The following is a 22,703-nucleotide window of genomic DNA, read 5'->3' as shown; positions in this document are numbered from 1 at the left end:
TTCGCAGGGGGCGATGCGTGCGCATCACTGCCCGTGGTTCTTACTTCGACGCCGGCTGCGTGGTCTTGGCCGCGGCCGCCTTCGCGTCCGCAATCGTGGACTCGACCGAGCCGGTGGTGATCGGGTGGTAACCCGGCTTCGCCTTCGCGAAGGTCTCTTCCGCCAGTGCCAGGCCGGCCGGCGTCTTCACCAGTTCCTTGTAGGTCGGCATGATCAGCTTGCGCCGGCCGACGCGCTCGAGGAACTTCGCGATCTCGGCATTGGCCTGCGTGTAGCCGCTGCGCACCGCGAGCGGGTACCAGCGCTGCGCGATCTCGCCGTTGGGCGTGCCGGTGAAGTGGTAGGCGGCGTCGAGCGCGGCGAGCTGTTCCGGCTTCAACGTCTCGGGCATGCCTTCGATGAAGTGCACCCACTCCTGCGTGCTCCACTGCTTCGTCGCGGCGGCGGCCGGCAGCGTGCCGGCGTCGAGGAAGCCCTTGCGGGCCGCGTCGACGGCGTCGAAGCGCGCCGAGGTGACCTGCGGCGCGGTCGCCGGGATGCCCGGCTCATGCAGCCATTCGTCAAACTCGGCCTGGGTGACCTTGCCCGGATACTTGTCGAGCAGGTTGGCCTTGGCGTAGTCGGCGAACTGCTGCGAGGAGATCGACTGGAACGCGAAGTGGTCGAAGTAACCGCGCAGGAACGCATCGAAGTCGGCGCGGCCAATACGCTGCTCGAGGAACTGCATGAACCACGCGCCCTTGGCGTAGACCGTCGAGCCCAGGTTGTCGTCCGGATCCTTCAGCTCGCCCGGCTTGCCGGCGAGCACCTGCAGCGCCTTGTTCTCTTCGGTGAATTCCTGCTTCAGTTCGTTGCGCGCGATCACGCGCTCCATGTCGGCGCGGTCCTTGCCGTACAGCTCCTCGTCGATGCGACCCTCGACATAGGTGGTGACGCCTTCGTTGAGCCAGGCATCCTTGGCGGTGGAGAAGGTCACCAGGTTGCCCGACCAGCTGTGCGCAAGCTCATGCGCGATCAGCGACACCAGCGACTTGTCGCCGACGATCGCGGTCGGGGTGAGGAAGGTCATGCGCGGGTTTTCCATGCCGCCGTACGGGAACGACGGCGGCAGCAGCAGCATGTCGTAGCGCTCCCAGCGATAGGGGCCGTACAACTTCTCCGCCGTCTGGATCATCTTCTCGGTATCGGAGAACTCGTTCGCCGCGCGGTCGACGGAGGCCGGTTCGGCCCAGATGCCGCTGCGGTTGCTGATCGGCTTGAACACCAGGTCGCCCACGCCGATCGCGAGCAGGTAGGACGGAATCGCGTTCGACATCTTGAAGCTGTAGTCGCCGTCGCGCTTGTTGCCGCTGTTGTCGGCGCCCGGCTCGAACGCCGCGCTCATCACCACCATCGCGTCCTTCGGCGTGAGCACGTGCGCGGTGTAGGTGAAGCGCACCGACGGCGTGTCCTGCAGCGGCACCCACGAACGTGCGTGGATCTGCTGCGACTGGCTGAACATGAAGGGCGTCTTCTTGCCCTCGGTCATCGCCGCGGTGAGCCATTGCAGGCCCGAAGCGCCCGGCGACGTGGTGTAGGTGATGCGCACGCGCGGGTTGCGCTTGGGTGTCTCGATGGTCAGCTTGCTGCCAAGGACCTTGTCGGCCGGCGCCAGCGTGTACTTGAGGTCTTCCCATTTGCCGTCGCTGCGCTCACCGACGATCTTGCTGATGGTCAGGTCGCGCGTGTCCAGGTTGAGCTGGGTGGCGGTCTGGTCGAGCCAGTCCAGCGCCAGCGTGGCACTGCCGTCGATCACCTTCCGGTCGAAGTCGACCTTGAGGTCGAGGGCGAGGTCCTTGACCTTGACCTTGTCGGGTTCGGCGTAAGAGTGCTCGTCGATCATGTGCGCGGCAGCGGCAGTGGCGGACGTGGCGGTGGCGGTCGGCTGGTTGGCATCGGCCGGCGCGGCGTCGCGCTTGCAGCCGGCGGTGACGGCCAGCACGGCCGCGAGGGACAGCATCAGGATCGAATGGCGCATGGGTCGTGCCCGCGGGAAGGAAGCGCGGAGTTTAGCGCCCCGACCGTGAGCGTTTTCAAGGGCCTGTCAACGCTATCCGAGCAGGTCGCGCCGGGTTGGAGGGCGTGCGAGGCAAGGAAGAGCGAGGGCGCATATGTCGATATGCAACCGAGCGATGACGCAGCATCGCGCGCTCTCCGGCCCGGCCCTTCGGGTTGATCCTCAGTGGCCGCCAGGCGGCGCCTCGCGCCTTGACCTTGCAATCAGCAAGGCGCGGCGGCGCGCAACACCACCTGGCGGCCACTGAGAAGCAACGCGACCTGCTCGGATAGCGTTGACAGGCCCCGCCCCCTACTTTCGACAGGGTCGGCAAGGCACCCCTTCCCGGACAATGGGCGGATGCACCCGACTTACCTTTTTGGCGGCCTGCTCGCGCTGGCCGTCCTGCCCGCGTTTGCGTCCGAAACCCTGACCATCCCACGCGTCGACGGCGACATCGTCGTCGACGGCAAGCTCGACGACCCCCTCTGGGCCCACGCCGCCAGCGTCGACCTGGCCTACGAGGTCACGCCGGGCGACAACCTGCCCGCCGCGGTGAAGACCACCGCGCGCATCGCCCATACCGACGACGCCCTGCTGGTGTCCTTCCACGCCGAGGATCCGGATCCGGCGAAGATCCGTGCCTTCCTGCGCGATCGCGATGCGCTGTACAGCGACGACTTCGCCGGCGTGATGCTCGACACCTTCGACGACCAGCGCCGCGCCTACGAATTCTTCGTCAATCCGCTCGGCGTGCAGGCCGACCTGATCAAGGAAGAGGCCACCGGCAACGAGGACGACTCGTGGGACGGCCTGTGGACGAGCGCGGCGCAGATCACCGCGAACGGCTACGACGTGGAGTTGCGCATTCCGTTCGCGACCCTGCGCTTCCGCGACACCGACGACGCGCGCCGCTGGGGCGCCACCTTCCTGCGGGTCCGCCCGCGCGACTTCCGCTACCAGTACTTCAGCAACCGCGTCGAGCGCGGTGCGCGCTGCCTGACCTGCACGTTCGGCAAGGTCGAAGGCTTCGCGGGCGTCCGGCAGGGGCGCAACCTCGAGATCGTGCCGACGCTCACCATGAGCCACGACGAGGAGCGCGTGGCGCCGGATGCGCCGTGGACCGGCGAAGGCACGGACATCGAGCCCGGCCTCGACGTGGCGTGGGCGCCCAGCCCCAACCTCACCCTCAACGGCACCCTCAATCCCGATTTCTCCCAGGTCGAAACCGACCAGGCGCAGCTCGACCTCAACACCAGCTTCGCGCTGTTCTTCCCGGAGAAGCGGCCGTTCTTCCTCGAAGGCGCGGACTACTTCAGCACTCCGCTGCAGGTGCTTTACACGCGCCAGATCGCCGATCCCGACTACGGCCTGCGCACGACCGGCCGCAGCGGCCAGCAGGCCTACGGCGTCATCGCCGCACGCGACGCGACGACGCAGCTGCTGGTCCCGGGCGTGCTGGGTTCCTCGTTCCGCTTCCTCGACCAGGAAGCGGACGACCTCGTCGGTCGCTACCGCTACGACGTCGATGCGCACACCAGCGTGGGCGCGATCGCCACCTACCGCGGCGGCGACGATTACCACAACGCCCTCGCCGGCGTGGATGCGCGCTGGCAGAAGGACGAGCACACGCTGCGCGGCCAGTGGCTGCACAGCGATTCGCGCTACCCCGACGGACTCGCACTGCCGGACACCGCGCCGAGCGGCGATGCGCTGTTTCTCAACTACAGCTACGGCAACAAGAACTGGCGCGGCAACCTGCAGCATACCGACATCGATCCGGGCTTCCGCTCCGACCTCGGCTTCATCGCCCAGGTGGGCTACGACAAGTCAACGGTCGGCGGCGCCCACACCTGGTTCTTCAAGGACGGGAGCGCGATCAACCGGATCGAGCTGTATGGCGACTGGGACATTACCCACCGCTTCGACGGCCAGCTGCTCGAGCGCGAACTCGAGGGGTACCTCAGCGCGCGCGCCTCGCACCAGGGTTACTACGAACTCGGCGGCCTCACCCGCGTGCGTTTCTGGGACGGCCAGATGTTCGACGAGCACTGGGGCACCGGCTACCTTGAAATCACGCCCCTGGCGGGATTCAAGCTCACCGCATTCGTGCGCGCCGGCCAGCAGCTCGACCTGCTGGCGTCGCGCATGGGCCACATCATCGAGTTGCAACCGTCGGTGCAATGGGATGTCAGCCGCGGCCTGAACCTCAACATCAGCTACACGCAGCAGCGCCTCACGCGCGATGGCGGCACGGCATTCGATGCCCAGGTCGTCGACAGCCGCCTGGCCTGGCAGTTCGACCCGCGCCAGCGCCTGCGCCTGTCGGTGCAGGGCAGCCATATCGACCGCGACCAGGCGCTGTATGCCACCGCGGTCGACGAGCGCTTCCATGATGTCGCGGCGCAGCTGCTGTATTCGTACAAGCTCAATCCGCGCAGTGCGCTGTATGCGGGCTATTCGCAGGGCGGATATTCCGACGACGAGTTCCAGCAGCTGTTCACCAGCAACCGCAGCCTGTTCCTCAAGCTCAGCTACGCTTGGCAGCCCCAGGCCTGACCACTGGCCTTGGCCGCCGGCGTGCCCGGCGGCAGATGCCCCTCGTTGCAGACCAGTTGCCCACCGCCCTGGGCCTTGGCGGCATACATGGCGGCGTCAGCCTCCCGGTACAACTGCATCACATCCGTGCCGGGACGGTGCTGCGCACAACCGACGCTGACACGGATCGGGATGCCGTCGGCGCGGGGCATGGCGAGTTCATCCAGCCATGACTGCACCCGCCTGTTGGCGGAAGCTGCCGTGTCGTGGATGCAGATCAGGAATTCATCGCCGCCCCAGCGACCGATCCAGTCGCCGTCCTGCAGCCATTTGCGCGAATGCTCGACGAGATCGATCAGCATGCGGTCGCCGGCGGCGTGGCCGTATTCGTCGTTGACCGGCTTGAGGTTGTCGACGTCGAGCACATAGAGCACGAGCGGATGGCCCTGCTCGGCGCGCTCCACGCAGGCGCCCAGTTCGCGGTCGCTGCCACGCCGGCTGAGGGCGTGGGTCAGCGGATCCTCCAGCGCGACACGTTCCAACTCGCGGATGCCGCTGTCGATCTCCCGCAAGCCGCAGTTGATGCCACGCATCAGCAGGCCCATTTCGTCGCGGCCGTCCTCGGGCAGTTCCGGCAGGCGATGTTCGCGGAAATACGCCTCGACGACATCCGCCATCATGCGCAGCGGCGTCAGCAGGTGATAGAGCAGGACCAGCGCGATCAGCACGCCGACCAGGGTGGCGACGACGGCCACGCCCGCGCCCATGGCCAGTTGCGCCGGGCTCAGGTGCCGGTAGAACAGCAGCCAGATGACGAAGACGCTGATCGGCACCAGCGTGCATCCCACCACGACTGCCATGAGCTTGGCCCGGAACGAGTGCGGAAACACCCGGGAAAGCGTGCGATAGACGCCGAGGCCAGCCATTTTTTACGCACCGCCGGGAAGGTGTTACCTGACCCGAGAATAACCACTGGTGTCACAAAGCCCAGTGACGTATGACCCCATCCCCCGATCGGGTGAGGTCAGATCTTGTAACCGGTGTGGATGGCGACGATTCCCGCGGACAGGTTGCGATAGCCGCAACGCGCGAAGCCAGCGGCTTCCATCATGGCCTTGAGCTCGTCCTGCGGTGGATGCTTGCGGATCGACTCCGCCAGGTATTGATAGCTGTCGGCATCGTTGGCGAACAGCTTGCCCAGCTTCGGCAGGATGTTGAACGAGTGGAAGTCGTAGACGGGTTTGAACCATTGCGCCTTCACTTCCGAAAATTCGAGCACGCGGGCCTGTCCGCCGACCTTGAGCACGCGCTGCATCTCGCGCAGGGCGGCGTCCTTGTCGGTGACGTTGCGCAGGCCGAAGGCGATGGTGACCAGGTCGAAACTGGCATCGGGGAACGGCAGCTTCTCCGCATTGCATTCGACGAACTCGACGCCGGAGACCACGCCGCGATCGGTCATGCGGTCGCGTCCGACCTTCAGCATCTCGCCGTTGATGTCGCCCAGCACGACGCTGCCGGTGGTGCCGACGCGGTCGCGCAGCAGCAGGGCGATGTCGCCGGTGCCGCCGGCGAGGTCGAGCACGCGGTCGCCGCGCTTCACCTGGCAGGTGCCGACGAAGTAGCGCTTCCACACGCGGTGGATGCCCAACGACATCAGGTCGTTCATCAGGTCGTACTTGCCGGCGACCGATGAAAATACTTCGCCGACCAGCTTCTGCTTCTCGCCGACCGGGACATCGCGGAAACCGAAGTGGGTGGTGCCGGGCTGGTTGTCGTGCTCGCTCATGCCGGGATTATCGCATTGCCATCCACGGATCGGCGCCGGAAGCGCGAGGGCAAGCTGTAGATCGGGCTGGCCCGGAGCGGCGGCGCATGGATCGACGAATGCGGCATCATGGCGCCCGCCCCTGCCAGGACCCCGCATGATCGAGACCCCGGATTACCGCGCCCTGCTCGCCACGGCCGTGGCCGAAGCCCGCCAGGGCATCGCAGAAGGCGGCATCCCGATCGGTGCCGCGCTGTACCGCGACGATGGCCAGCTGCTGGGTTGCGGCCATAACCGCCGCATCCAGGAAGGCGATCCATCCGTGCATGGCGAAACCGACGCCTTCCGCAAGGCCGGCCGCCAGCGCCGCTACCGCGACACGATCATGGTGACCACGCTGGCGCCGTGCTGGTACTGCAGCGGCCTCGTGCGCCAGTTCAACATCGGCACCGTGGTGGTCGGTGAATCCGTCAACTTCCGCGGCGGCATCGACTGGCTGCGCGAGAACGGCGTGAACGTGGTCGACCTCGCCGACGCGGAATGCATCGAAATGCTGGGAAGCTGGATCGCCGCCAATCCCGAGGTCTGGAACGAGGACATAGGCGAGGACTGAAACGCATGTCACTGCGATCCACGCGTGTCGACCACCACGGCACGCCCTGCACGCTCCTGCATGGCGAAGGCGGAGCCAGCGCGCTGGTCGCGTTGCACGGTGCGCACGTGCTGTCCTGGATTTCCGCCGACGGGCGCGAGCGCCTGTTCCTCGGCCAACGCGCCTGCTACGACGAAGGCGCGGCCATCCGCGGTGGCGTCCCGGTGATCTTTCCGCAGTTCGCCGGCCGCGGGCCGCTGCGCAAGCACGGGTTCGCGCGCACGTTGCCGTGGCGCTTCGTGGGCGCCGACGAGCGCGCGTGCTTCGAACTGGACAGCGGCCCAGCGACGGCTTCCTGGCCACACGCCTTCACCGTCCGCCTGCATATCCGCCTGGATGCCACGGCCTTGGACCTCGAGCTCGAAGTCGACAACAACGGCTCCTCCGGGTTCGCGTTCACCGCCGCGCTGCATACCTACCTGGCGGTCGACGCACTGGACACCACGACCCTGCACGGCCTGCGGGATTGCCGTTACGAGGACAGCGCCAACGCGGGCGCGATCCTGCGGCAGGAAGACGAGCTGCTGCGCTTCGACGGCGAAGTCGACCGCATCTATTCATCACCGTCGCGATCCATCGAACTTCGCGATGGACCGCGGCGCACCACGATCAGCCAGCGCGGATTCGCCGACACCGTGGTGTGGAATCCGGGTTCGGCGCTGGCGGCCAGCATCGGCGATCTCGCGCCGGACGAATACCGGCGCTTCGTCTGCGTGGAAGCCGGACAGGTATTGCAGCCTGTGCAGCTTGTGCCGGGCGGGCGCTGGTCCGGAGCACAGCACCTGCGCTGAGCCCGAAGCCCTGCGACCGGTAATCGCACCGCGTTAACGGCGGCGGGGAACAATGCGCAGGCCGGGCCGCGGCGCGGCTGCGGATGTCCGCCTTCCGGTGGATCGCGCGAAGGATCACCCCGAGGGATCACCCACATGGAGATCTCCAGATGAAACAGTCGATCTTCTTCAGCCTTTGCCTGTTGCCCGTCTGCGTGCTGGCGGCGGAACCGCAACCGGGATCGAGCGCCACGACCTCCCCGCACGTGATGGTGCGCGCTGCCGCCACCCAATGGGGCGACGCACCCGCCGCCCTGCCACGCGGTGCGCAGGCGGCGGTCCTCTCGGGTGATCCCGGCAAGCCCGGCGCATTCACCATCCGCCTGAAGGCGCCCGCCGGTTACCGCGTCCCGCGTCACTGGCATCCCACCGACGAACAGGTCACGGTGATCGAAGGCGGCCTCAGCCTGTCGATGGGCGACGGCAGCAACGCACACGCGGCCGACTTCGTGGCGGGCGACTACGTGCTGCTGCCGGCGAAGATGCAGCACGAGGCGACCACCCGCGATGGCGCGATCCTGCAGATCAACAGCACCGGGCCGTTCGAGGTCAACTACATCAACCCGGCGGACGACCCGCGCAAGCAGGCCGCGGCGAAAGCGGTGGAAGGCAAGCACTAGTCGCCCCTGACGCGTCTTCGCGGATGAATGTCTCCGGCGGATGATCCGTCGGGCCGGCTGCGCGCCACTGCGAGGCAGATTCCGGCATGCCCCTTGCCAACCCCGCTTGGCTCGGGCCACGCATCGCGCGTGCGACAATTCCGCCGCCACGCCAACGTGCCGTGCCGAGGACCACCTCGTCGATGAGCGCTTACGGACCACGCGAATGGCTGCCTCACGAGCGGCCGCTCTTCCCGGGCTCGCCTTCGACCCCGAGCCATCCCCTCGCCCTGCGCTGGGTTTTCGCCCTGCTCGGCACGCTCGTCGCCATCACCGGCAGCCTCGGCAATGCGATGGTCACGACCAACCAGCTCCAGCTGCAGGGGGCCCTGGGCGTGACCGCGGCCGAGATCGCCTGGCTGCCGGCCGCCTACGTGATGACCAACGTCTCGGCCAACCTCATCCTGATCAAGTTCCGCCAGCAGTTCGGGCTGCGGCTGTTCACCGAGATCAGCCTGGTGCTGTATGCGCTGGTGACGTTCGGGCACCTGTTCGTGCACCAGCTCGGATCGGCTATCGCGGTGCGCGCCGCGCACGGCATCGTCGGCGCGGCGCTGACCACGCTGGGCATTTTCTACATGATCCAGGCGTTTCCGGCGCAGCACCGCCTGCGCTCCCTGGCGGTCGGCATCGGCCTGACCCAGATCGGTACGCCGCTGGCGCGGGTGATCTCGCCGAACCTGCTGGAATTCGGCGAATGGCGCGGCCTGTACCTGTTTGAGCTCGGCCTGGCCCTGCTGTCGCTGGGTGGCGTGATGCTGCTCAGGCTACCGCCGGGCGATCGCTACAAGGTCTTCGAAAAGCTGGACCTGTTGAGCATCACGCTGCTGTCCATCGGCATGGCACTGCTGTGCGCCGTGCTGTCGCTGGGTCGCATCGAATGGTGGCTGGAAGCGCCGTGGATTGGATGGGCGTTGGCGGGCGCCATCGTGCTGGTGGTGTCCGGCATCGCGATCGAGCATTTCCGCGCCAATCCATTGATCAACACGCGTTGGCTCGGCAGCGGCCTGATGCTGCGGCTGGGCGTGGCGATCATCCTGCTGCGCATGGCGCTGTCGGAGCAGAGCGTCGGCGCCGTGGGCTTCCTGCAGGCGATGGGACTGACCAACGAGCAGATGCGCGGCCTGTTCGCCGTGGTGCTGCTCGGCTGCCTGCTCGGCATCGCGGTCAGCGCCATGACGGTGAAACCGGTGCTGACCCGGCTCCCGGCCCTGATCGCGCTGACCTGCGTCATGACCGGTGCGTTGATGGATGCGTCCTCCAACAGCCTGACCCGGCCGGCGCAGCTGATGATCAGCCAGTTCCTGATCGGTTTTGGCAGCACGTTCTTCCTGGCGCCGGCGCTGATTGCCGGCGTCGGCAGCGTGATCGCGCAGCCACGCAACCTGATCAGTTTTTTCGTGATGTTCAACATCGCCCAGAACGTGGGCAGCCTGCTGGGCTCGGCGTTCCTGGGGACGCTCCAGGTGATCCGGGAGAAGTACCACTCCAGCCAGATCGTCGAGCACCTGACCCTGCTCGACCCCCAGGTGGCCACGCGCATCCAGTCGGGCGCGGCGAGTTATGGACAGGCCGTCACCGACCCGGCGCTGCGCAACGCACTGGGCGTGCGCGCCCTGGGGGCGACGGCATCACGCGAAGCCAATGTCCTTGCCTATAACGATGTGTATCTCGCGATCGCCGCCATCGCCCTGATGACGATGATCTGGTTGACCTACATCGCCGTCCGGTCGCGGCTGCGCGCCCGGCGCGAGAGCCTCCTTTCCGCCCAAGCGACTCCGGCACCCGCCACATGAGCACTCCCTCACCCGCTCCGGCCGCTCCGCCCGCACCCGCTCCGGCCGCTCCGCCGGTATTGCCGCCGCGCCCGCGGTGGCAGATCGCGGCCTTCGCGGCGGTGGCCCTGGGCGGCGCGCTGGTCGTGCTCTACGCGTGGCGGCTGCCACCGTTCCGCAGCGCCATCCAGAGCACCGAGAACGCCTATGTGCGCGGCCAGGTCACCCTGATCAGCCCGCAGGTCAGCGGCTACGTCATGCAGGTGCCGGTGCGCGACTTCCAACGCGTGCGCAGGGGCCAGCTGCTGGCGCAGATCGACGACCGCATCTACCACCAGCAGGTTGACCAGGCCCGCGCGCAGTTGCAGGCCGCGCAGGCCAGCCTCGCCAACTGGACGCAGCAGCTTCGCAGCGCCCAGGCCAGTACCGTGCAGGCGCGTGCGAACCTGGCCAGCAGCGACGCCCAGCATGTGCGCACCGCGGCGAGTTTGCGGCGCATCGAGCAACTGGCTGGGGAGAAACTGCTGTCGGCGCAGGATCGCGACACCGCTTTCGCCGCCAATGCGCAGGCGGTGGCCAGCGTGAACCAGTCGCGCGCCGCGCTCGATGCGGCGGAACAGGGCGTGCGCAGCGTCAGTGTCAATCGCGCCACACTGGAAGCCGCCGTGGCCGGCGCCCAGGCCGCCGTGAAGCTGGCCCAGATCAATCTCGACCACACCCGCATCGAAGCCCCGCGCGACGGCCAGCTCAGCCAGGTGTCCGTGCGCGAAGGCGCCTACGTCACCAACGGTACGCAGCTGATGGCGCTGGTGCCGGACGCGTTCTGGGTGGTGGCCAACTTCAAGGAGACGCAGATGCGCGACGTGCGCATCGGCCAAGCCGCGCGCTTCAGCGTCGACGCCCTGGGCGGCAGCCGGCTCACCGGCCGCGTCCAGGAGATCTCCCCCGCCGCGGGCTCCGAGTTCAGCGTGCTGCCCGCGGACAATGCCACCGGCAACTTCGTGAAGATCGCCCAGCGCATCCCGGTCAAGATCGCGATCGATCCAGGGCAGGCGGCCGCGGCGCGGCTGCGCCCGGGAATGTCGGTGGTGGTCGACCTGGATACCGCCAGCCACCCACGCGACGAAAACCCCTAAGCCGCCCCGCTGCCTGCGGCGCGGATCAGGCGTGGATCAGAGGATGTAGCGGCTCAGATCGGGGTCTTTCACCAGCTCGTTGAGATTCGCGTCGACGTACTCACGGTCGATCGCCACCGATGCGCCGTCGCGATCGGGCGCTTCGAAGCTGAGCGAGTCGAGCAGGCGTTCCAGCACCGTATGCAGACGGCGCGCGCCGATGTTTTCCTGGCGCTCGTTGACCTGCGCGGCGATCTCGGCGAGGCGGTCGATCGCATCGGGAGTGAACGACAGCGTCACCCCTTCGGTATTGAGCAACTCGACGTACTGCGTGGTCAGTGCCGCCTTGGGTTCGGTCAGGATGCGGACGAAGTCGTCCTTGCTCAGCGCGCCCAGCTCGACCCGGATCGGGAAGCGGCCCTGCAGTTCCGGGATCAGGTCGGAAGGCTTGGCCAGGTGGAACGCACCCGAGGCGATGAACAGGATGTGGTCGGTCTTCACCGAGCCGTACTTGGTACTGACGGTGGAACCTTCGACCAGCGGCAGCAGGTCGCGCTGCACGCCCTCGCGGCTGACGTCGCCGCCGATCATGCCGGCGTCGCTGCGCTTGGCGACCTTGTCGATCTCGTCGATGAAGACGATACCGTGCTGTTCGCAGGCCTCGATCGCGGCATCGCGCACGTCGTCCTCGTTGACCAGCTTGGCCGCCTCTTCCTCGATCAGCTGCGCACGCGCGGCCTTGATCGTCGCGGTGCGCTTGTGGGTCTTGCCGCCCGCCACCTGCGAGAACATCTGCCGCAGCTGCTGGCCCATCTCCTCCATGCCGGGCGGAGCCATGATGTCGACGCCGACGTTCATGGCGAAGTCGAGTTCGATCTCCCGCTCGTCCAGCTCGCCGGCGCGCAATTGCTTGCGCAGCTTGGTCCGGGTCTTCTCGTCGCTTTCGGACTCCTGTGGCGTCCGCTCCGGCTGCGCGGCCTGCTGCGCGCCTTCGGGATCGCCCTGGAAACCGAACAGCGTGACCGCGCGCCGCGGCAACAGGGCATCGAGGATGCGGTCTTCCGCGCGGTCCTCGGCCTGCGTGCGCACGCGCTGCTTGGCCTGCTCGCGGTACATCTTCACCGCGGTGTCGGCGAGGTCGCGCACGATCTGCTCGACGTCCTTGCCCACGTAGCCGACTTCGGTGAAGCGCGTGGCTTCGACCTTGACGAACGGGGCATTGGCGAGCGTGGCGAGGCGGCGTGCGATCTCGGTCTTGCCCACGCCGGTCGGGCCGATCATCAGGATGTTCTTCGGCATCACCTCGTCGCGCATTTCCGGCGCCAGCTGCATGCGGCGCCAGCGGTTGCGCAGGGCGATGGCGACGGCGCGCTTGGCGGCGTGCTGGCCGACGATGTGGCGGTCGAGTTCCTGCACGATCTCGCGCGGGGTCATGGTGGCGGAGGTATTCAAGAGCTTGCCCATCACAGTTCTTCCACCACGATGTTGCGGTTGGTATAGATGCAGATGTCGCCGGCGATGTTGAGCGCTTCGGCGGCGATCGACTTCGCGTCCAGTTCGGTGTGCGCAGCGAGCGCGCGCGCGGCCGACAACGCATACGGCCCGCCGGAGCCGATCGCGACGATGCCGTCCTCCGGCTCGATCACGTCGCCGGTACCGCCGACGATCAGCGAGGTTTCCTTGTCGGCGACGATCAGCAGCGCCTCGAGCTTGCCGAGGCGGCGTTCGGTGCGCCACTCCTTGGCCAGCTCTACCGCAGCGCGCGTGAGCTGGCCGTGCTTCTCGAGCTTGGCCTCGAACAGTTCGAACAAGGTGAAGGCATCCGCCGCCGCGCCGGCGAAGCCGGCCAGCACCTGGCCATCGCGGCCGAGGCGGCGCACCTTGCGCGCGTTGGATTTCATTACGGTGTGGCCGAGCGTGACCTGGCCATCGCCGGCGACGGCGACGTGGCCGTTGCGGCGCACCGAGACGATGGTGGTGGCGTGGAAGACGTCGGGGTTGCGGCTGGGATCCATGGGTTTCTCCGTGGGGTCCCACCGAATTGGGGGCGTGGCGGCGCTGTTCAAGCGCTCTGGCCGGCGACTGCCCGTCCATGTAACCCGGATTTGCTGCCGCACCGGCGTGCCGCGCTACCTTCAGCGCCGATACAGCGCCAGCTACTCTCCGCTCTTTTCCGTTTTCCGCTTCGCCCGCGGATGCGCGGCGTCGTACACCTTGGCGAGGTGCTGGTAATCCAGGTGGGTGTAGATCTGCGTGGTCGCGATGTCGGCATGGCCCAGCAGTTCCTGCACGCCGCGCAGGTCGCCGGACGACTCGAGGATGTGGCTGGCGAAGGAATGCCGCAGCAGGTGCGGATGCACGCGCTTGAACAGGCCCTGCTGCTGGGCGAGCTGGCGCACGCGCAACTGGATCGCGCGCGGCGTGATGGTTCCGTTGCGGCCCGGGAACACGGGAGCATCTTCAATCCGTGCATCCTGAGCCTGCCGAAGGACGGTCGACGCGCGCCATTCGCGCAATGCGTTGCGTGCGTGCGACCCCAACGGCACGCTGCGCTGCTTGCGGCCCTTGCCGAGCACCGTCACCAGCGCCTCGTCGAGGTCGAGGTCGCGCCAGCGCAACGCGCATAGTTCGCTCAGGCGCAGGCCGGAGGAATAGAACAGTTCCAGCAGCGCACGATCGCGCAGGCCCAACGGCGCATCCGTGGGAACTTCCACCAGCGCCTTGGCTTCATCCGGATCGAGCACCTGTGGCAGCTTGCGCGGCGCCTTGGGCGCGCGGATCGCGGCCGCGGGGTTGGCGCCGATGCGGCCGTGCCTGAGCAGCCAGGTGTAGAAGCTGCGGCAGGCGGAGAGGCGACGCTGCAGCGACTTGGGCGACAGTCCGCGGCGGTGTTCGGCGGCGACGAACAGGCGCAGCTGGTCTGCCTGCAGCGAGACGGGATCGGCGGCCTGCGGCTGCGCCCACGCACTCAATGCCTCGAGGTCGCGGCGATAGGCATCGAGCGTATGCGCCGACATCTGCCGCTCGACCGCGAGATAGGCGAGGAAGTCGTCGAGAGCGGAGGGCATCATGTAACCCGATCGTCATCCCGGCGAAAGCCGGGATCCATTTTGATTTTGCCGTGGTTGTTTCGATGCAAAGTCAAAGCAACCGCAAAATGGATCCCGGCTTTTGCCGGGATGACGACAAAGATGCGGTTACACCGCAGGCCCATACCGCTTCAACGCCACCGCCACGGCTTCGCCCATCATGCGCAGGAACAGGGTGCCCATGCCCGGGAAGAAGCGGTTGGCGTCATGGCTGCCCACGGCGACGAGGCCGATGCCGGCCACGGGCAGCAACGCCGTCGACTGCACTTCCTCCGCGCGTGCGCCGTAGAGCAGGGCGTGCTTCTCCGGCTGCAGGCGGCCGCACAGCGGTTCGCCTTCGGCGATGCAGTCGCGGAACGGTTGCAGGCGCGCGTCGTTGGCCGGAATGTGCTGCAGCCATTCGGCCTGCTCGAGGCCCGCGACCGCTTCGAACGCCACGATCCGCACGAGGTCGCCGTTGAAGTCCTCGGCCAGCGTCGCCGCCAGCGCGCGCAGCGTATCGGCGGCGTTGCCCTGCTTCATCAGTGCCAGCGTGAACTGGTGCGTGCGTACGGCCAGGCGCTCGTTCTCCTGCGCGTTGCCGAACAGTTCCTGCAGGCGGCGCGCAAGCTCGCGGTTCTTGTCGCGCAGCACTTCGAGCTGGTAGCTGGCCAGCGATGCGGCCGGGCCCTCGTCGCGTGGCACGACCAGGCTGAGGGCGAGGTCGGGAAACTGCTTGAGGAACTGCGGATGCCGGCGCAGCCAGGCGGCGACTTCGTGCGCGCCGAGCTTTTCGGTTACGTCTGTCATGCCAGCCATTCCCCCTCGAATACAAATGCGGCCGGTCCGGCCATGGTGATCGGTGCGTCGTCGTTCGGCCAGGCGATCTGCAGCTCGCCGCCGGGCAATGCGATGGTCACGTCGCGATCGACGCGGCCGCGTTTCATCAGCACGGCGGCGGCCGCGCAGGCGCCGCTGCCGCAGGCCAGGGTCTCGCCGGCGCCGCGCTCGTATACGCGCAGGCGCACGCGCTGGCGCGATTCGACCTGGGCGAAACCGACGTTGGCGCTGTCCGGGAACACCGGCAGCGATTGCAGTAGCGGACCGGCGGTCTCCACCGGTGCGCTGGCCACGTCGGCGACTTCGAGCACCGCGTGCGGATTGCCCATCGACACGGCGCCGAAGGCGAATGCCCGGTCGTCGTGGCTGAGCACGTATTCGTCCTGGGCATGCTCGAAACCGCTCATCGGGACGTCGGCGGGGGCGAAACGCGGCACCCCCATGGCGATACGGAAGCGCCCGTCGGCCAACCGCGTGACGTGATGCGTGTCGACCGGACTGTCGACGTCGAAGGCTTCGCCGCTCGCGGTGCCGTCGCGCAGCAGCCAGGCCGCCACGCAGCGGGCGCCGTTGCCGCACTGGCGCGCGAGCGAGCCGTCGGAGTTCCAGATGCGGTAGCTCGCCACCGCATTCGCGCTGCGCGGTGGCTCGATGGTCAGGATCTGGTCGCAGCCCACCCCGGTGTGGCGGTCGCCCAGGGCGCGGCACAGCATGGCGTCGAGCGAGACCAGGCCGTCGCGCAGGTCGACCACGACGAAGTCGTTACCGGCGCCGTGCATCTTGCTGAAGCGCAGTGCGCGACTGTCGCGCACGGCGGATGCAGCCGGCGATGCAGCCACTTCAGCCATTGCCGTCGCCGCCGGGTGCGGGCGGAGGGGGTGGGGTTTCCGGTGGCTGGGGTGCTTCCGGCGCGGGCGGCGTTGCGGCCGGCGGCTGGACGGTCTCGGGCGCGGGTTCGGCCGGCGCGGCCTCCGCCGGAGTGTCCGGCAGCGTGACCGGTTCGGTCGGCGGCGGCGCGGACGGCAGCACCAGCGGGCCCTTGTTGCCGCACCCGGCCAGCGAGGCCAGTGCGGCGGCGATGAAGACGATGCGGAGTGTGCGATTCATGCGGGGAGTGTAACGCGGGGGCACGGGCGGTTCCGCAGAACCGCCCTGCCCGGCCCGGCTTACTTCACGCCGAGCTGGTCCAGCATGAACGCATACATCTCGGCGCGCTCCTTGTGGCGGCGGAAGCGACCCGACTTGCCGCCGTGGCCCGCGTCCATGTTGGTGCGGAAGACCACGGTGCGCCCTGAGGTATCGAGGTCGCGCAATTTGGCCACGTACTTCGCCGGTTCGTAGTACTGCACCTGCGAGTCCCACAGGCCGGTGCCGACGAACATGGCCGGATAGGCCTGCGCGCTCAGGTTGTCGTAGGGCGAGTACGACAGCATGTAGTCGTAGTAATCCTTCTTCTCCGGGTTGCCCCACTCGTCGTATTCGTTGGTGGTCAGCGGAATGCTGGCGTCGAGCATGGTGGTGACGACGTCCACGAACGGCACTTCGGTCAGGATCACGCGGTAGCGGTCCGGCGCCATGTTGCTGATCGCGCCCATGAGCAGGCCGCCGGCGCTGCCGCCGTGCGCGGCGACGCGATCCCTGGCCGCATAGCCTTCCTTCACCAGGAAGTCGGTGACGTCGATGAAGTCGGTGAAGGTGTTCTTCTTCTTGAACAGCTTGCCGTCGTCGTACCAGGCGCGGCCCATTTCCTCGCCGCCGCGGATATGGGCGATGGCGTAGACCATGCCGCGGTCGAGCAGGCTGGTCACCGCATTGTTGAAGCCCGGGTCCATCGAGGCGCCGTAACTGCCGTAGCCGTATTGCAGGAGCGCGGCGGTACCGTCCTTCCTGAAGCCCTTCTTGTAGACCAGCGACACCGGAATCCTGGTGCCGTCGCGCGCCGTCGCCCACAGGCGTTCGGTCGTGTACTGGCTCGGGTCGTAGCCCGGCACCGGATCGCGCTTGAGCAGGCGGCGCTCGCCGGTACGCGTGTTGAGCTCGTACGTCGTGTTTGGTGTGGTCATCGAGGTGTAGCTGTAGCGCAGCCACTCGGACTCGGGCTCGGGATTCGTCGACAGGCCCATCGAATACGCCGGCTCGTCGGCCTTCACGTTTTCGGACTTGCCGTCGTTGCCTAGCACGCGCACGCGTTCCAGCCCTTCGGAGCGTTCCGCTATGGCGGTGAAGCCGTCGAACAGCTCGAAGCCGTCGATGTACACGTCGTCGCGCGCCGCGATCCAGTCCTTCCATTCCTTGCGCGAGGTCGCCGCGGTGGGCGCGGTGACGATCTTGAAGTTCTTCGCCGGCTTGCCGTCGGCGCCCGGCGCGTTGGTACGAATCACCCAGCGGCCGCCGTGATGGTCGGCGTCGTATTCGACGTCGCGCGTGCGCGGCGCCAGCACCACGAATTCCTCCGGGTCGGCTGCCGGCGCATAGCGCAGCTCGTCGGACACGGTGCTGCTCACGCCAATGCAGATGAACTTGTCGTCGCGGCTACGCGAGACGCCCATGTAGAAACTGTCGTCCTTCTCCTCGTACACCAGCGCGTCCTGCGCCGCGGGCGTACCGAGCACATGCTTCTTCACCCGCACCGTGAGCAGGGTTTCCGGGTCGTTTTCGACATAGAACAGGGTCTTGTTGTCGTCGGCCCAGACCAGGTTTGGCGAGACGCCCTGCACCGCATCTGCGTAGAGCTCGCCGGTGTCCAGATTCCTGAAGCGGATCGTGTACTGACGGCGGCCCACATCGTCCTCGGCCCAGGCGAGGATGCGGTTGTCCTGGGTGACCTCGTAGTCGCCGACGCTGAAGTATTCCTTCCCCGCAGCCATCGCGTTGACATCGAGCAGCACCTGCTCAGTGGCGAAGTCGGCGCCGGTGTTGGCCTGCTGGATCGAAGTGGCATCGACGCCCGCGCCGTCCTTGCGGCGCGCGTGCACCGGATAGTCCTTGCCTTTCTCGAAACGGGAGTAGTACCACCAGCCGCGCTCGCGAGACGGCACCGACGCATCGTCCTGCTTGATGCGCGCGACGATCTCTTCGTACAGCTTCTCCTGCAGCGGCCGCAGCGGCTGCATCACCGTATCGGCATAGGCGTTCTCGGCATTGAGGTACGCCAGCATTTCTGGATTCTTGCGGCTGTCGTCGCGCAGCCAGTAGTAGTCGTCGAAGCGCGTCGCGCCGTGCGGCGCCTTCACCGCATGCGGCTTCCTGGCGGCATCGGGCGGGCTCGGAACATCGGCGGCTTGGGCGGGCATGGTGGTCATCAGGAACGTACTCGTGAGAAGCGTGGCCAGCAGAACGGAATGCTTCATGGAATGGGGTCCGGATAGGCGGTGCGCAATGGGGCAGACGGAGGCCGGAACGACAGACGGGCGCCGTAGCGCCCGCCTGAGGATACCGCTTCGGATCGGCTGATCCGCGACTTCAGGACCGCATTACTTCAGCTTTTCCCACAGAAACGTGTAGGCCAGGGCGCTCATGTGCGCCGCCTGCGCGTTGTTGGCCGAACCGCCGTGGCCGCCTTCGATGTTCTCGTAATAGGTCACGTCCTTGCCGGCTTCGAGCATCTTCGCCGCCATCTTGCGGGCGTGGCCCGGGTGCACGCGGTCGTCCTTGGTCGAGGTCATGAAGATCACCGGCGGGTAGGTGCGCTTGGCGTCGAACAGGTGGTAGGGCGAGAAGGTCTGGATGAATTCCCAGTCGGCGGTATCCGGGTCGCCGTACTCGGCCATCCACGACGCACCCGCGAGCAGGTGGCTGTAGCGCTTCATGTCGAGCAGCGGCACCTGCACCACGACGGCACCGAACAGGTCGGGATACTGCGTGAGCATGTTGCCGGTAAGCAGGCCGCCGTTGCTGCCGCCCTGCACGCCGAGGTGCGGCGTCGAGGTGATCTTGTTGGCGATCAGGTCCTGCGCGACCGCGGCGAAGTCCTCGTAGGCCTTGTGGCGATTGGCCTTGAGCGCCGCCTGGTGCCAGCGCGGGCCGTACTCGCCGCCACCGCGGATGTTGGCGACGACGTACACGCCGCCCTTCTCCAGCCAGCCCTTGCCGACGCTGCCGGAATAGCCCGGGGTCAGCGAGATCTCGAAGCCGCCGTAGCCGTACAGCAACGTCGGCGCCTTGCCGTCGCGCTTGAGGTTCTTCGGCTTGACCAGGAAATAGGGCACCTTGGTGCCGTCCTTGCTGGTGGCGAAATGCTGTTCGACCACGTTGTTGCTGCCGTCGAAGAAGACCGGGTTGGTCTTCAGCACTTCCGGCTGCTTTCCGGACATGCCTGGTTGAAGCTGGGCGATGGCCAGCGTGGTCGGCGTGAGGTAGTCGGTCGCGGTCATCCACACCGCGTCGCTTTCGTCCTCATCGACCGGACCGACGCTGACGGTGCCGAGGGTCGGTGCGCCGACGAAGGGCTCGCGCTTCCATTCGCCCTTGCTGTCCGAAAGCGGGGCCGGCGTGAGCACGCTGATGCGGTTCTTCACGTCCTCCAGCACGTTGAGGACGAGGTGGCTCTTCGTCCATGCATAGCTGGACAGCGAGGTCCGCTCGCTGGGAGCGAACAGCGTGGTGAACTCGCGCTTGCCGGCCATGAAGTCGTCGAACATCGTCGCGATCAGGCTGCCCGACGCATAGGTCTTGCCGCCGGCCTGGTAGGGATCGCGCAGTTCCAGCAGCAGCCACTCCTTGTGCACCGACTTGTTGGCCGAATTCGGCGCATCGATCTTCGCCAGCTTGCCGTCGGCGCCGCGCAGGTAGAGCTCGTCGTTGTAGAAGGCGAGCGTGCGATTGGCGAAGTCGCGTTCGAAGCCGGGCGTGTCGTCATGGAAGGCGGCGATATACATGTCGTCGGCCTGGCCTTCGTACACGGTGGTCGCGGCGCTCATCGGGGTGCCGCGCTTCCATTCCTTGACGATGCGCGGATAGCCCGACGGCGTCATCGAGCCGGCACCGAAGTCGGTGTAGACGTAGACGCGGTCCTGGTCGATCCAGCCCAGGCCGCCCTTGGCCTGCGCACGGTAGAAGCCGTCCTTCACCCAGGTCTTGGTGGTGAGGTCGAATTCGCGGGTGACGTCGGCATCGGAACCACCGGGCGAGAGTGCGATCAGGCAGCGTTCGTAGGCCGGTTTCAGGCACGACGCGCCATGCCATACCCACTTTTCGCCGTCGGCGCGCTTCTCGGCTTCATTGAGTGCGTCGATGTCGAGCACGGTTTCCCACGTCGGCTCCGCCTTGCGGTACTCGTCGAGCGTGGTGCGGCGCCACACGCCACGCTGGTGCTGCGCGTCCTTCCAGAAGTTGTAGTAGTACGCGCCGATCTTCTCGACACCGGGAATCTTGGCATTGGAGTCGAGGATCCCGCGGATGTCGCCTTCCAGTTGCTTGAACTGCGGCGTGGCGGCGAGCGCCGTTTCCGTCTTCGCGTTCTGCGCGCGCACCCAATCGAGCGACTGGCGGGCGTCGACGGCTTCCAGCCAGGCAAACGGGTCGGCGGCGTCTTTCATCTGGGGGGCGTCCTCGGCGTGGGCGGCGCCCATGGTCGCAACGATGCCGACGGACAGTATGGCGGTCTTGAGGAACGGGGCCTTGCGGGCCTTCGGTGCTGCAGGCATGGGCATTCGGGGTGATGGGAAAGACCCGACGCTAGCACGGGGGCACGGCGTGGCCGCCGTGCCCGAGGTCATGGTGGGCTTGCCCAATCTGGCGCCGTGCGCGAGCCCGGCGAGGCCACTATTCCGACTGTTTTCAGTGACTTAGGCCGCGCGCGAAAGGGCGCGACGCACGTCCCCGCGCCCACGCCGGCGGGCCTGCGGACCCGGACGGCGACGGCGGGCGGCGAACACGACGGGGGCGGTGCCCGCCGGCTTCGGCACGGGAAACCCGCGCACGGCCCATAGCGCCACGGCCGGCATGGCCAGCAGCCACAGCGGCAGCCAGCCCACGGTTTCGCTGAAGCCACGCGCCGCCGGCAACAGCAGGACCAGTACCGCCCCGATCGCCAGCGCGTAGCGGAGCACATCGTCGATGCGGACTTCGGATTCGTCGCGGGTGTCGTTGCGGTTCATTGCAGTCTCCGGTCGGTGTGGAGCGAGCGTGGCGCGCGCGCATCTCAGAGGCTGCGACGACGGTGTTTCCCCGCGCAGGGCGGCGTGATCGGGTGCCCGCAGGCGCCCGAAAGCGCCCCCGACCGGGGACTGCGTTTCACCGTGGCCCTGCTGTATCCACGCCGTTGACGCCTGCCATGGGCGCGCGACTTCGGATCACAGTGTTCAGGAAACATCCGCCGCGAGCCCCGGAACCGGCCGCATCCTGTGCACCGACCCAGCAAGGCGGGACGCGAAGACCCGCTTTTCCCTTTCCCGATCCACACGCTAGGAATCCCACATGCAAGCTGCCGCCTATTCGCGCACAGGCCCCGCCCCAGACGTCCTGGAACTGATCCAGATGGATCGTCCCGTACCCGGCCCCGGCGAAGTCCGCGTCCGGATCGCCTGGTCGGGCGTTAATCCTTCCGACGTGAAGAGCCGCGCGGGCACCCGTTCGAAGACGCTGCCGTTCGCCCGCGTCGTTCCGCACAGCGATGGGTCCGGCGTAATCGATGCCGTTGGCGACGGTGTTTCGAAGGAGCGGATCGGTCAGCGCATATGGATCTGGAACGGCGCCTGGAACCGCGCGGAAGGCACCGCCGCCGAATGGATCGCGCTGCCCTCGGCGCAGGCGGTGGCGTTGCCCGCAGGCGTGCCGCTGGAAGTGGGCTCCTGCCTGGGAATTCCCGCACTGACCGCGTGCCATGCGGTCGGTGTCGATGGCGGCGTGGCCGGCAAACGCGTGCTGGTCGCCGGTGGTGCGGGCGCGGTCGGGCATTACGCCGTGCAGATGGCGCGCCTGTCCGGTGCCAGCTGCGTGATCGCCACGGTGAGCTCGGAAGAGAAGGCCGCGCACGCACGCGCCGCCGGCGCCGATGTCGTCATCGACTATCGCCGCGAGGACGTCGTCGCGCGCGTGATGCAGGCCACGCAGAACCACGGGATCGACTGCATCATCGAGGTGGATTTCGCCGCCAACGCCGCCCTGGACCTCTCCCTGCTCGCCCCCGAGGGCCGCATCGTCGTCTACGGCAGCGGTGCCTCCGACATGTCGGTGCCGTTCGTGCCCGCGATCGTCAAGAACGCGCGGATGTCGTTCTTCATCGTCTACAACCTCTCCGACGCCGATCGCGCCCGCGCGACGCGGCAGCTGCACGCATGGCTCGATGCCGGGTCACTGCAGCACACCATCGCGCTGCGCGTGCCGCTGGAGCAGATCGCACACGCGCACGAAGTAGTGGAGTCCGGCCGCCTGATCGGCAATGTGGTGTTGCGCGTGGCCGGCGGCGAGTGACAGGGAGTCACCC

19 protein-coding genes are annotated in these 22,703 nt (G+C 67.4%); 7 read left to right on the top strand and 12 right to left on the bottom strand.

Going from position 1 to position 22,703, the window contains the following annotated elements; genetic code table 11:
- Positions 1 to 40 precede the first annotated feature (40 nt).
- Positions 41 to 2,017 (bottom strand): M1 family metallopeptidase, encoded by a 1,977-nt coding sequence (locus ACXJJ9_RS06210; RefSeq protein ID WP_457096347.1) that lies wholly within the window; start codon positions 2,015 to 2,017, stop codon positions 41 to 43.
- Positions 2,018 to 2,395: 378 nt separating this feature from the next.
- On the opposite strand from ACXJJ9_RS06210, the gene ACXJJ9_RS06205 reads away from it, so the two are divergent.
- On the top strand, positions 2,396 to 4,594 hold the full coding sequence (locus ACXJJ9_RS06205; protein ID WP_457096346.1) for a DUF5916 domain-containing protein: 2,199 nt from the start codon (positions 2,396 to 2,398) through the stop codon (positions 4,592 to 4,594).
- Here ACXJJ9_RS06205 and ACXJJ9_RS06200 read toward each other — a convergent pair.
- Together ACXJJ9_RS06200 and ubiE are read right to left on the bottom strand one after the other, a co-directional pair.
- Positions 4,570 to 5,499, bottom strand: a complete 930-nt coding sequence (locus ACXJJ9_RS06200) for a GGDEF domain-containing protein (protein WP_457096345.1) — start codon at positions 5,497 to 5,499, stop codon at positions 4,570 to 4,572. The two genes, ACXJJ9_RS06205 and ACXJJ9_RS06200, sit on opposite strands and share 25 nt — an antisense overlap.
- A 98-nt stretch (positions 5,500 to 5,597) precedes the next feature.
- On the bottom strand, positions 5,598 to 6,359 hold the full coding sequence (gene ubiE / locus ACXJJ9_RS06195) for a bifunctional demethylmenaquinone methyltransferase/2-methoxy-6-polyprenyl-1,4-benzoquinol methylase UbiE (protein ID WP_457096344.1): 762 nt from the start codon (positions 6,357 to 6,359) through the stop codon (positions 5,598 to 5,600).
- Positions 6,360 to 6,495: 136 nt separating this feature from the next.
- Between ubiE and ACXJJ9_RS06190 the strand changes: the two genes are divergently transcribed.
- From ACXJJ9_RS06190 to ACXJJ9_RS06170, 5 genes are all read left to right on the top strand, one after another.
- Positions 6,496 to 6,951, top strand: coding sequence for a nucleoside deaminase (locus tag ACXJJ9_RS06190; protein WP_457096343.1), 456 nt, complete (start codon positions 6,496 to 6,498; stop codon positions 6,949 to 6,951).
- A 5-nt stretch (positions 6,952 to 6,956) separates the two neighbouring features.
- On the top strand, positions 6,957 to 7,781 hold the full coding sequence (locus ACXJJ9_RS06185; RefSeq protein WP_457096342.1) for a D-hexose-6-phosphate mutarotase: 825 nt from the start codon (positions 6,957 to 6,959) through the stop codon (positions 7,779 to 7,781).
- Between the two features lie 149 nt (positions 7,782 to 7,930).
- Positions 7,931 to 8,440, top strand: coding sequence for a cupin domain-containing protein (locus ACXJJ9_RS06180; protein ID WP_457096341.1), 510 nt, complete (start codon positions 7,931 to 7,933; stop codon positions 8,438 to 8,440).
- A gap of 182 nt (positions 8,441 to 8,622) precedes the next feature.
- On the top strand, positions 8,623 to 10,275 hold the full coding sequence (locus tag ACXJJ9_RS06175; protein ID WP_310054340.1) for an MFS transporter: 1,653 nt from the start codon (positions 8,623 to 8,625) through the stop codon (positions 10,273 to 10,275).
- Positions 10,272 to 11,390 carry an HlyD family secretion protein gene (locus tag ACXJJ9_RS06170; protein WP_457096340.1) on the top strand — a complete coding sequence of 373 codons (1,119 nt, stop codon included), beginning with the start codon at positions 10,272 to 10,274 and terminating at the stop codon, positions 11,388 to 11,390. Before ACXJJ9_RS06175 ends, ACXJJ9_RS06170 begins: the two co-directional genes overlap by 4 nt.
- A gap of 36 nt (positions 11,391 to 11,426) precedes the next feature.
- Here ACXJJ9_RS06170 and hslU read toward each other — a convergent pair whose 3' ends face one another.
- The 9 genes from hslU to ACXJJ9_RS06125 form a co-directional block, all read right to left on the bottom strand.
- Positions 11,427 to 12,833, bottom strand: coding sequence for an ATP-dependent protease ATPase subunit HslU (gene hslU, locus ACXJJ9_RS06165; RefSeq protein ID WP_310054342.1), 1,407 nt, complete (start codon positions 12,831 to 12,833; stop codon positions 11,427 to 11,429).
- Positions 12,833 to 13,384: an ATP-dependent protease subunit HslV gene (hslV, locus tag ACXJJ9_RS06160; RefSeq protein WP_310054343.1), complete on the bottom strand. Its 552-nt coding sequence runs from the start codon at positions 13,382 to 13,384 to the stop codon at positions 12,833 to 12,835. The genes hslU and hslV overlap by 1 nt, the downstream gene beginning before the upstream one ends.
- Before the next feature lie 141 nt (positions 13,385 to 13,525).
- Positions 13,526 to 14,440, bottom strand: a complete 915-nt coding sequence (gene xerC / locus ACXJJ9_RS06155) for a tyrosine recombinase XerC (protein ID WP_457096339.1) — start codon at positions 14,438 to 14,440, stop codon at positions 13,526 to 13,528.
- 126 nt (positions 14,441 to 14,566) lie between these two features.
- On the bottom strand, positions 14,567 to 15,247 hold the full coding sequence (locus ACXJJ9_RS06150) for a DUF484 family protein (RefSeq protein WP_457096338.1): 681 nt from the start codon (positions 15,245 to 15,247) through the stop codon (positions 14,567 to 14,569).
- Entirely contained in the window at positions 15,244 to 16,125 is an 882-nt protein-coding gene (gene dapF / locus ACXJJ9_RS06145) for a diaminopimelate epimerase (protein WP_457096337.1), read from the bottom strand. Before dapF ends, ACXJJ9_RS06150 begins: the two co-directional genes overlap by 4 nt.
- Positions 16,118 to 16,384, bottom strand: a complete 267-nt coding sequence (gene lptM / locus ACXJJ9_RS06140; protein ID WP_457096336.1) for an LPS translocon maturation chaperone LptM — start codon at positions 16,382 to 16,384, stop codon at positions 16,118 to 16,120. Before lptM ends, dapF begins: the two co-directional genes overlap by 8 nt.
- 59 nt (positions 16,385 to 16,443) lie before the next feature.
- Positions 16,444 to 18,579: a S9 family peptidase gene (locus tag ACXJJ9_RS06135; protein ID WP_457096593.1), complete on the bottom strand. Its 2,136-nt coding sequence runs from the start codon at positions 18,577 to 18,579 to the stop codon at positions 16,444 to 16,446.
- A gap of 171 nt (positions 18,580 to 18,750) precedes the next feature.
- The gene (locus tag ACXJJ9_RS06130) at positions 18,751 to 20,847 is read right to left on the bottom strand and encodes a prolyl oligopeptidase family serine peptidase (RefSeq protein WP_457096592.1); all 2,097 of its coding nucleotides are present in this window, start codon (positions 20,845 to 20,847) and stop codon (positions 18,751 to 18,753) included.
- 216 nt (positions 20,848 to 21,063) lie between these two features.
- Positions 21,064 to 21,375, bottom strand: coding sequence for a hypothetical protein (locus tag ACXJJ9_RS06125; protein WP_457096335.1), 312 nt, complete (start codon positions 21,373 to 21,375; stop codon positions 21,064 to 21,066).
- Between the two features lie 319 nt (positions 21,376 to 21,694).
- Here ACXJJ9_RS06125 and ACXJJ9_RS06120 point away from each other — a divergent pair, with 319 nt between their 5' ends.
- Positions 21,695 to 22,690 carry an NADPH:quinone reductase gene (locus tag ACXJJ9_RS06120; RefSeq protein ID WP_457096334.1) on the top strand — a complete coding sequence of 332 codons (996 nt, stop codon included), beginning with the start codon at positions 21,695 to 21,697 and terminating at the stop codon, positions 22,688 to 22,690.
- Positions 22,691 to 22,703 lie beyond the last annotated feature (13 nt).

The organism is Lysobacter sp. P5_B9 (genome assembly GCF_054049835.1).
This window is presented reverse-complemented; position numbering and strand designations above follow the sequence as displayed.

Excerpts from the sequence above, each read along its gene's own strand:
- ACXJJ9_RS06130 (WP_457096592.1), bottom strand. The coding sequence starts at position 20,847 with ATGGGCGCCGCCCACGCCGAGGACGCCCCCCAGATGAAAGACGCCGCC.
- ACXJJ9_RS06185 (WP_457096342.1), top strand. The coding sequence starts at position 6,957 with ATGTCACTGCGATCCACGCGTGTCGACCACCACGGCACGCCCTGCACG.
- ACXJJ9_RS06200 (WP_457096345.1), bottom strand. The coding sequence starts at position 5,499 with ATGGCTGGCCTCGGCGTCTATCGCACGCTTTCCCGGGTGTTTCCGCAC.
- ACXJJ9_RS06190 (WP_457096343.1), top strand. The coding sequence starts at position 6,496 with ATGATCGAGACCCCGGATTACCGCGCCCTGCTCGCCACGGCCGTGGCC.
- ACXJJ9_RS06175 (WP_310054340.1), top strand. The coding sequence starts at position 8,623 with ATGAGCGCTTACGGACCACGCGAATGGCTGCCTCACGAGCGGCCGCTC.
- ACXJJ9_RS06150 (WP_457096338.1), bottom strand. The coding sequence starts at position 15,247 with ATGACAGACGTAACCGAAAAGCTCGGCGCGCACGAAGTCGCCGCCTGG.
- hslV (WP_310054343.1), bottom strand. The coding sequence starts at position 13,384 with ATGGATCCCAGCCGCAACCCCGACGTCTTCCACGCCACCACCATCGTC.
- ACXJJ9_RS06125 (WP_457096335.1), bottom strand. The coding sequence starts at position 21,375 with ATGAACCGCAACGACACCCGCGACGAATCCGAAGTCCGCATCGACGAT.
- ubiE (WP_457096344.1), bottom strand. The coding sequence starts at position 6,359 with ATGAGCGAGCACGACAACCAGCCCGGCACCACCCACTTCGGTTTCCGC.
- ACXJJ9_RS06120 (WP_457096334.1), top strand. The coding sequence starts at position 21,695 with ATGCAAGCTGCCGCCTATTCGCGCACAGGCCCCGCCCCAGACGTCCTG.
- lptM (WP_457096336.1), bottom strand. The coding sequence starts at position 16,384 with ATGAATCGCACACTCCGCATCGTCTTCATCGCCGCCGCACTGGCCTCG.
- ACXJJ9_RS06135 (WP_457096593.1), bottom strand. The coding sequence starts at position 18,579 with ATGACCACCATGCCCGCCCAAGCCGCCGATGTTCCGAGCCCGCCCGAT.
- ACXJJ9_RS06205 (WP_457096346.1), top strand. The coding sequence starts at position 2,396 with ATGCACCCGACTTACCTTTTTGGCGGCCTGCTCGCGCTGGCCGTCCTG.
- ACXJJ9_RS06170 (WP_457096340.1), top strand. The coding sequence starts at position 10,272 with ATGAGCACTCCCTCACCCGCTCCGGCCGCTCCGCCCGCACCCGCTCCG.
- dapF (WP_457096337.1), bottom strand. The coding sequence starts at position 16,125 with ATGGCTGAAGTGGCTGCATCGCCGGCTGCATCCGCCGTGCGCGACAGT.
- xerC (WP_457096339.1), bottom strand. The coding sequence starts at position 14,440 with ATGATGCCCTCCGCTCTCGACGACTTCCTCGCCTATCTCGCGGTCGAG.
- hslU (WP_310054342.1), bottom strand. The coding sequence starts at position 12,833 with ATGGGCAAGCTCTTGAATACCTCCGCCACCATGACCCCGCGCGAGATC.
- ACXJJ9_RS06210 (WP_457096347.1), bottom strand. The coding sequence starts at position 2,017 with ATGCGCCATTCGATCCTGATGCTGTCCCTCGCGGCCGTGCTGGCCGTC.
- ACXJJ9_RS06180 (WP_457096341.1), top strand. The coding sequence starts at position 7,931 with ATGAAACAGTCGATCTTCTTCAGCCTTTGCCTGTTGCCCGTCTGCGTG.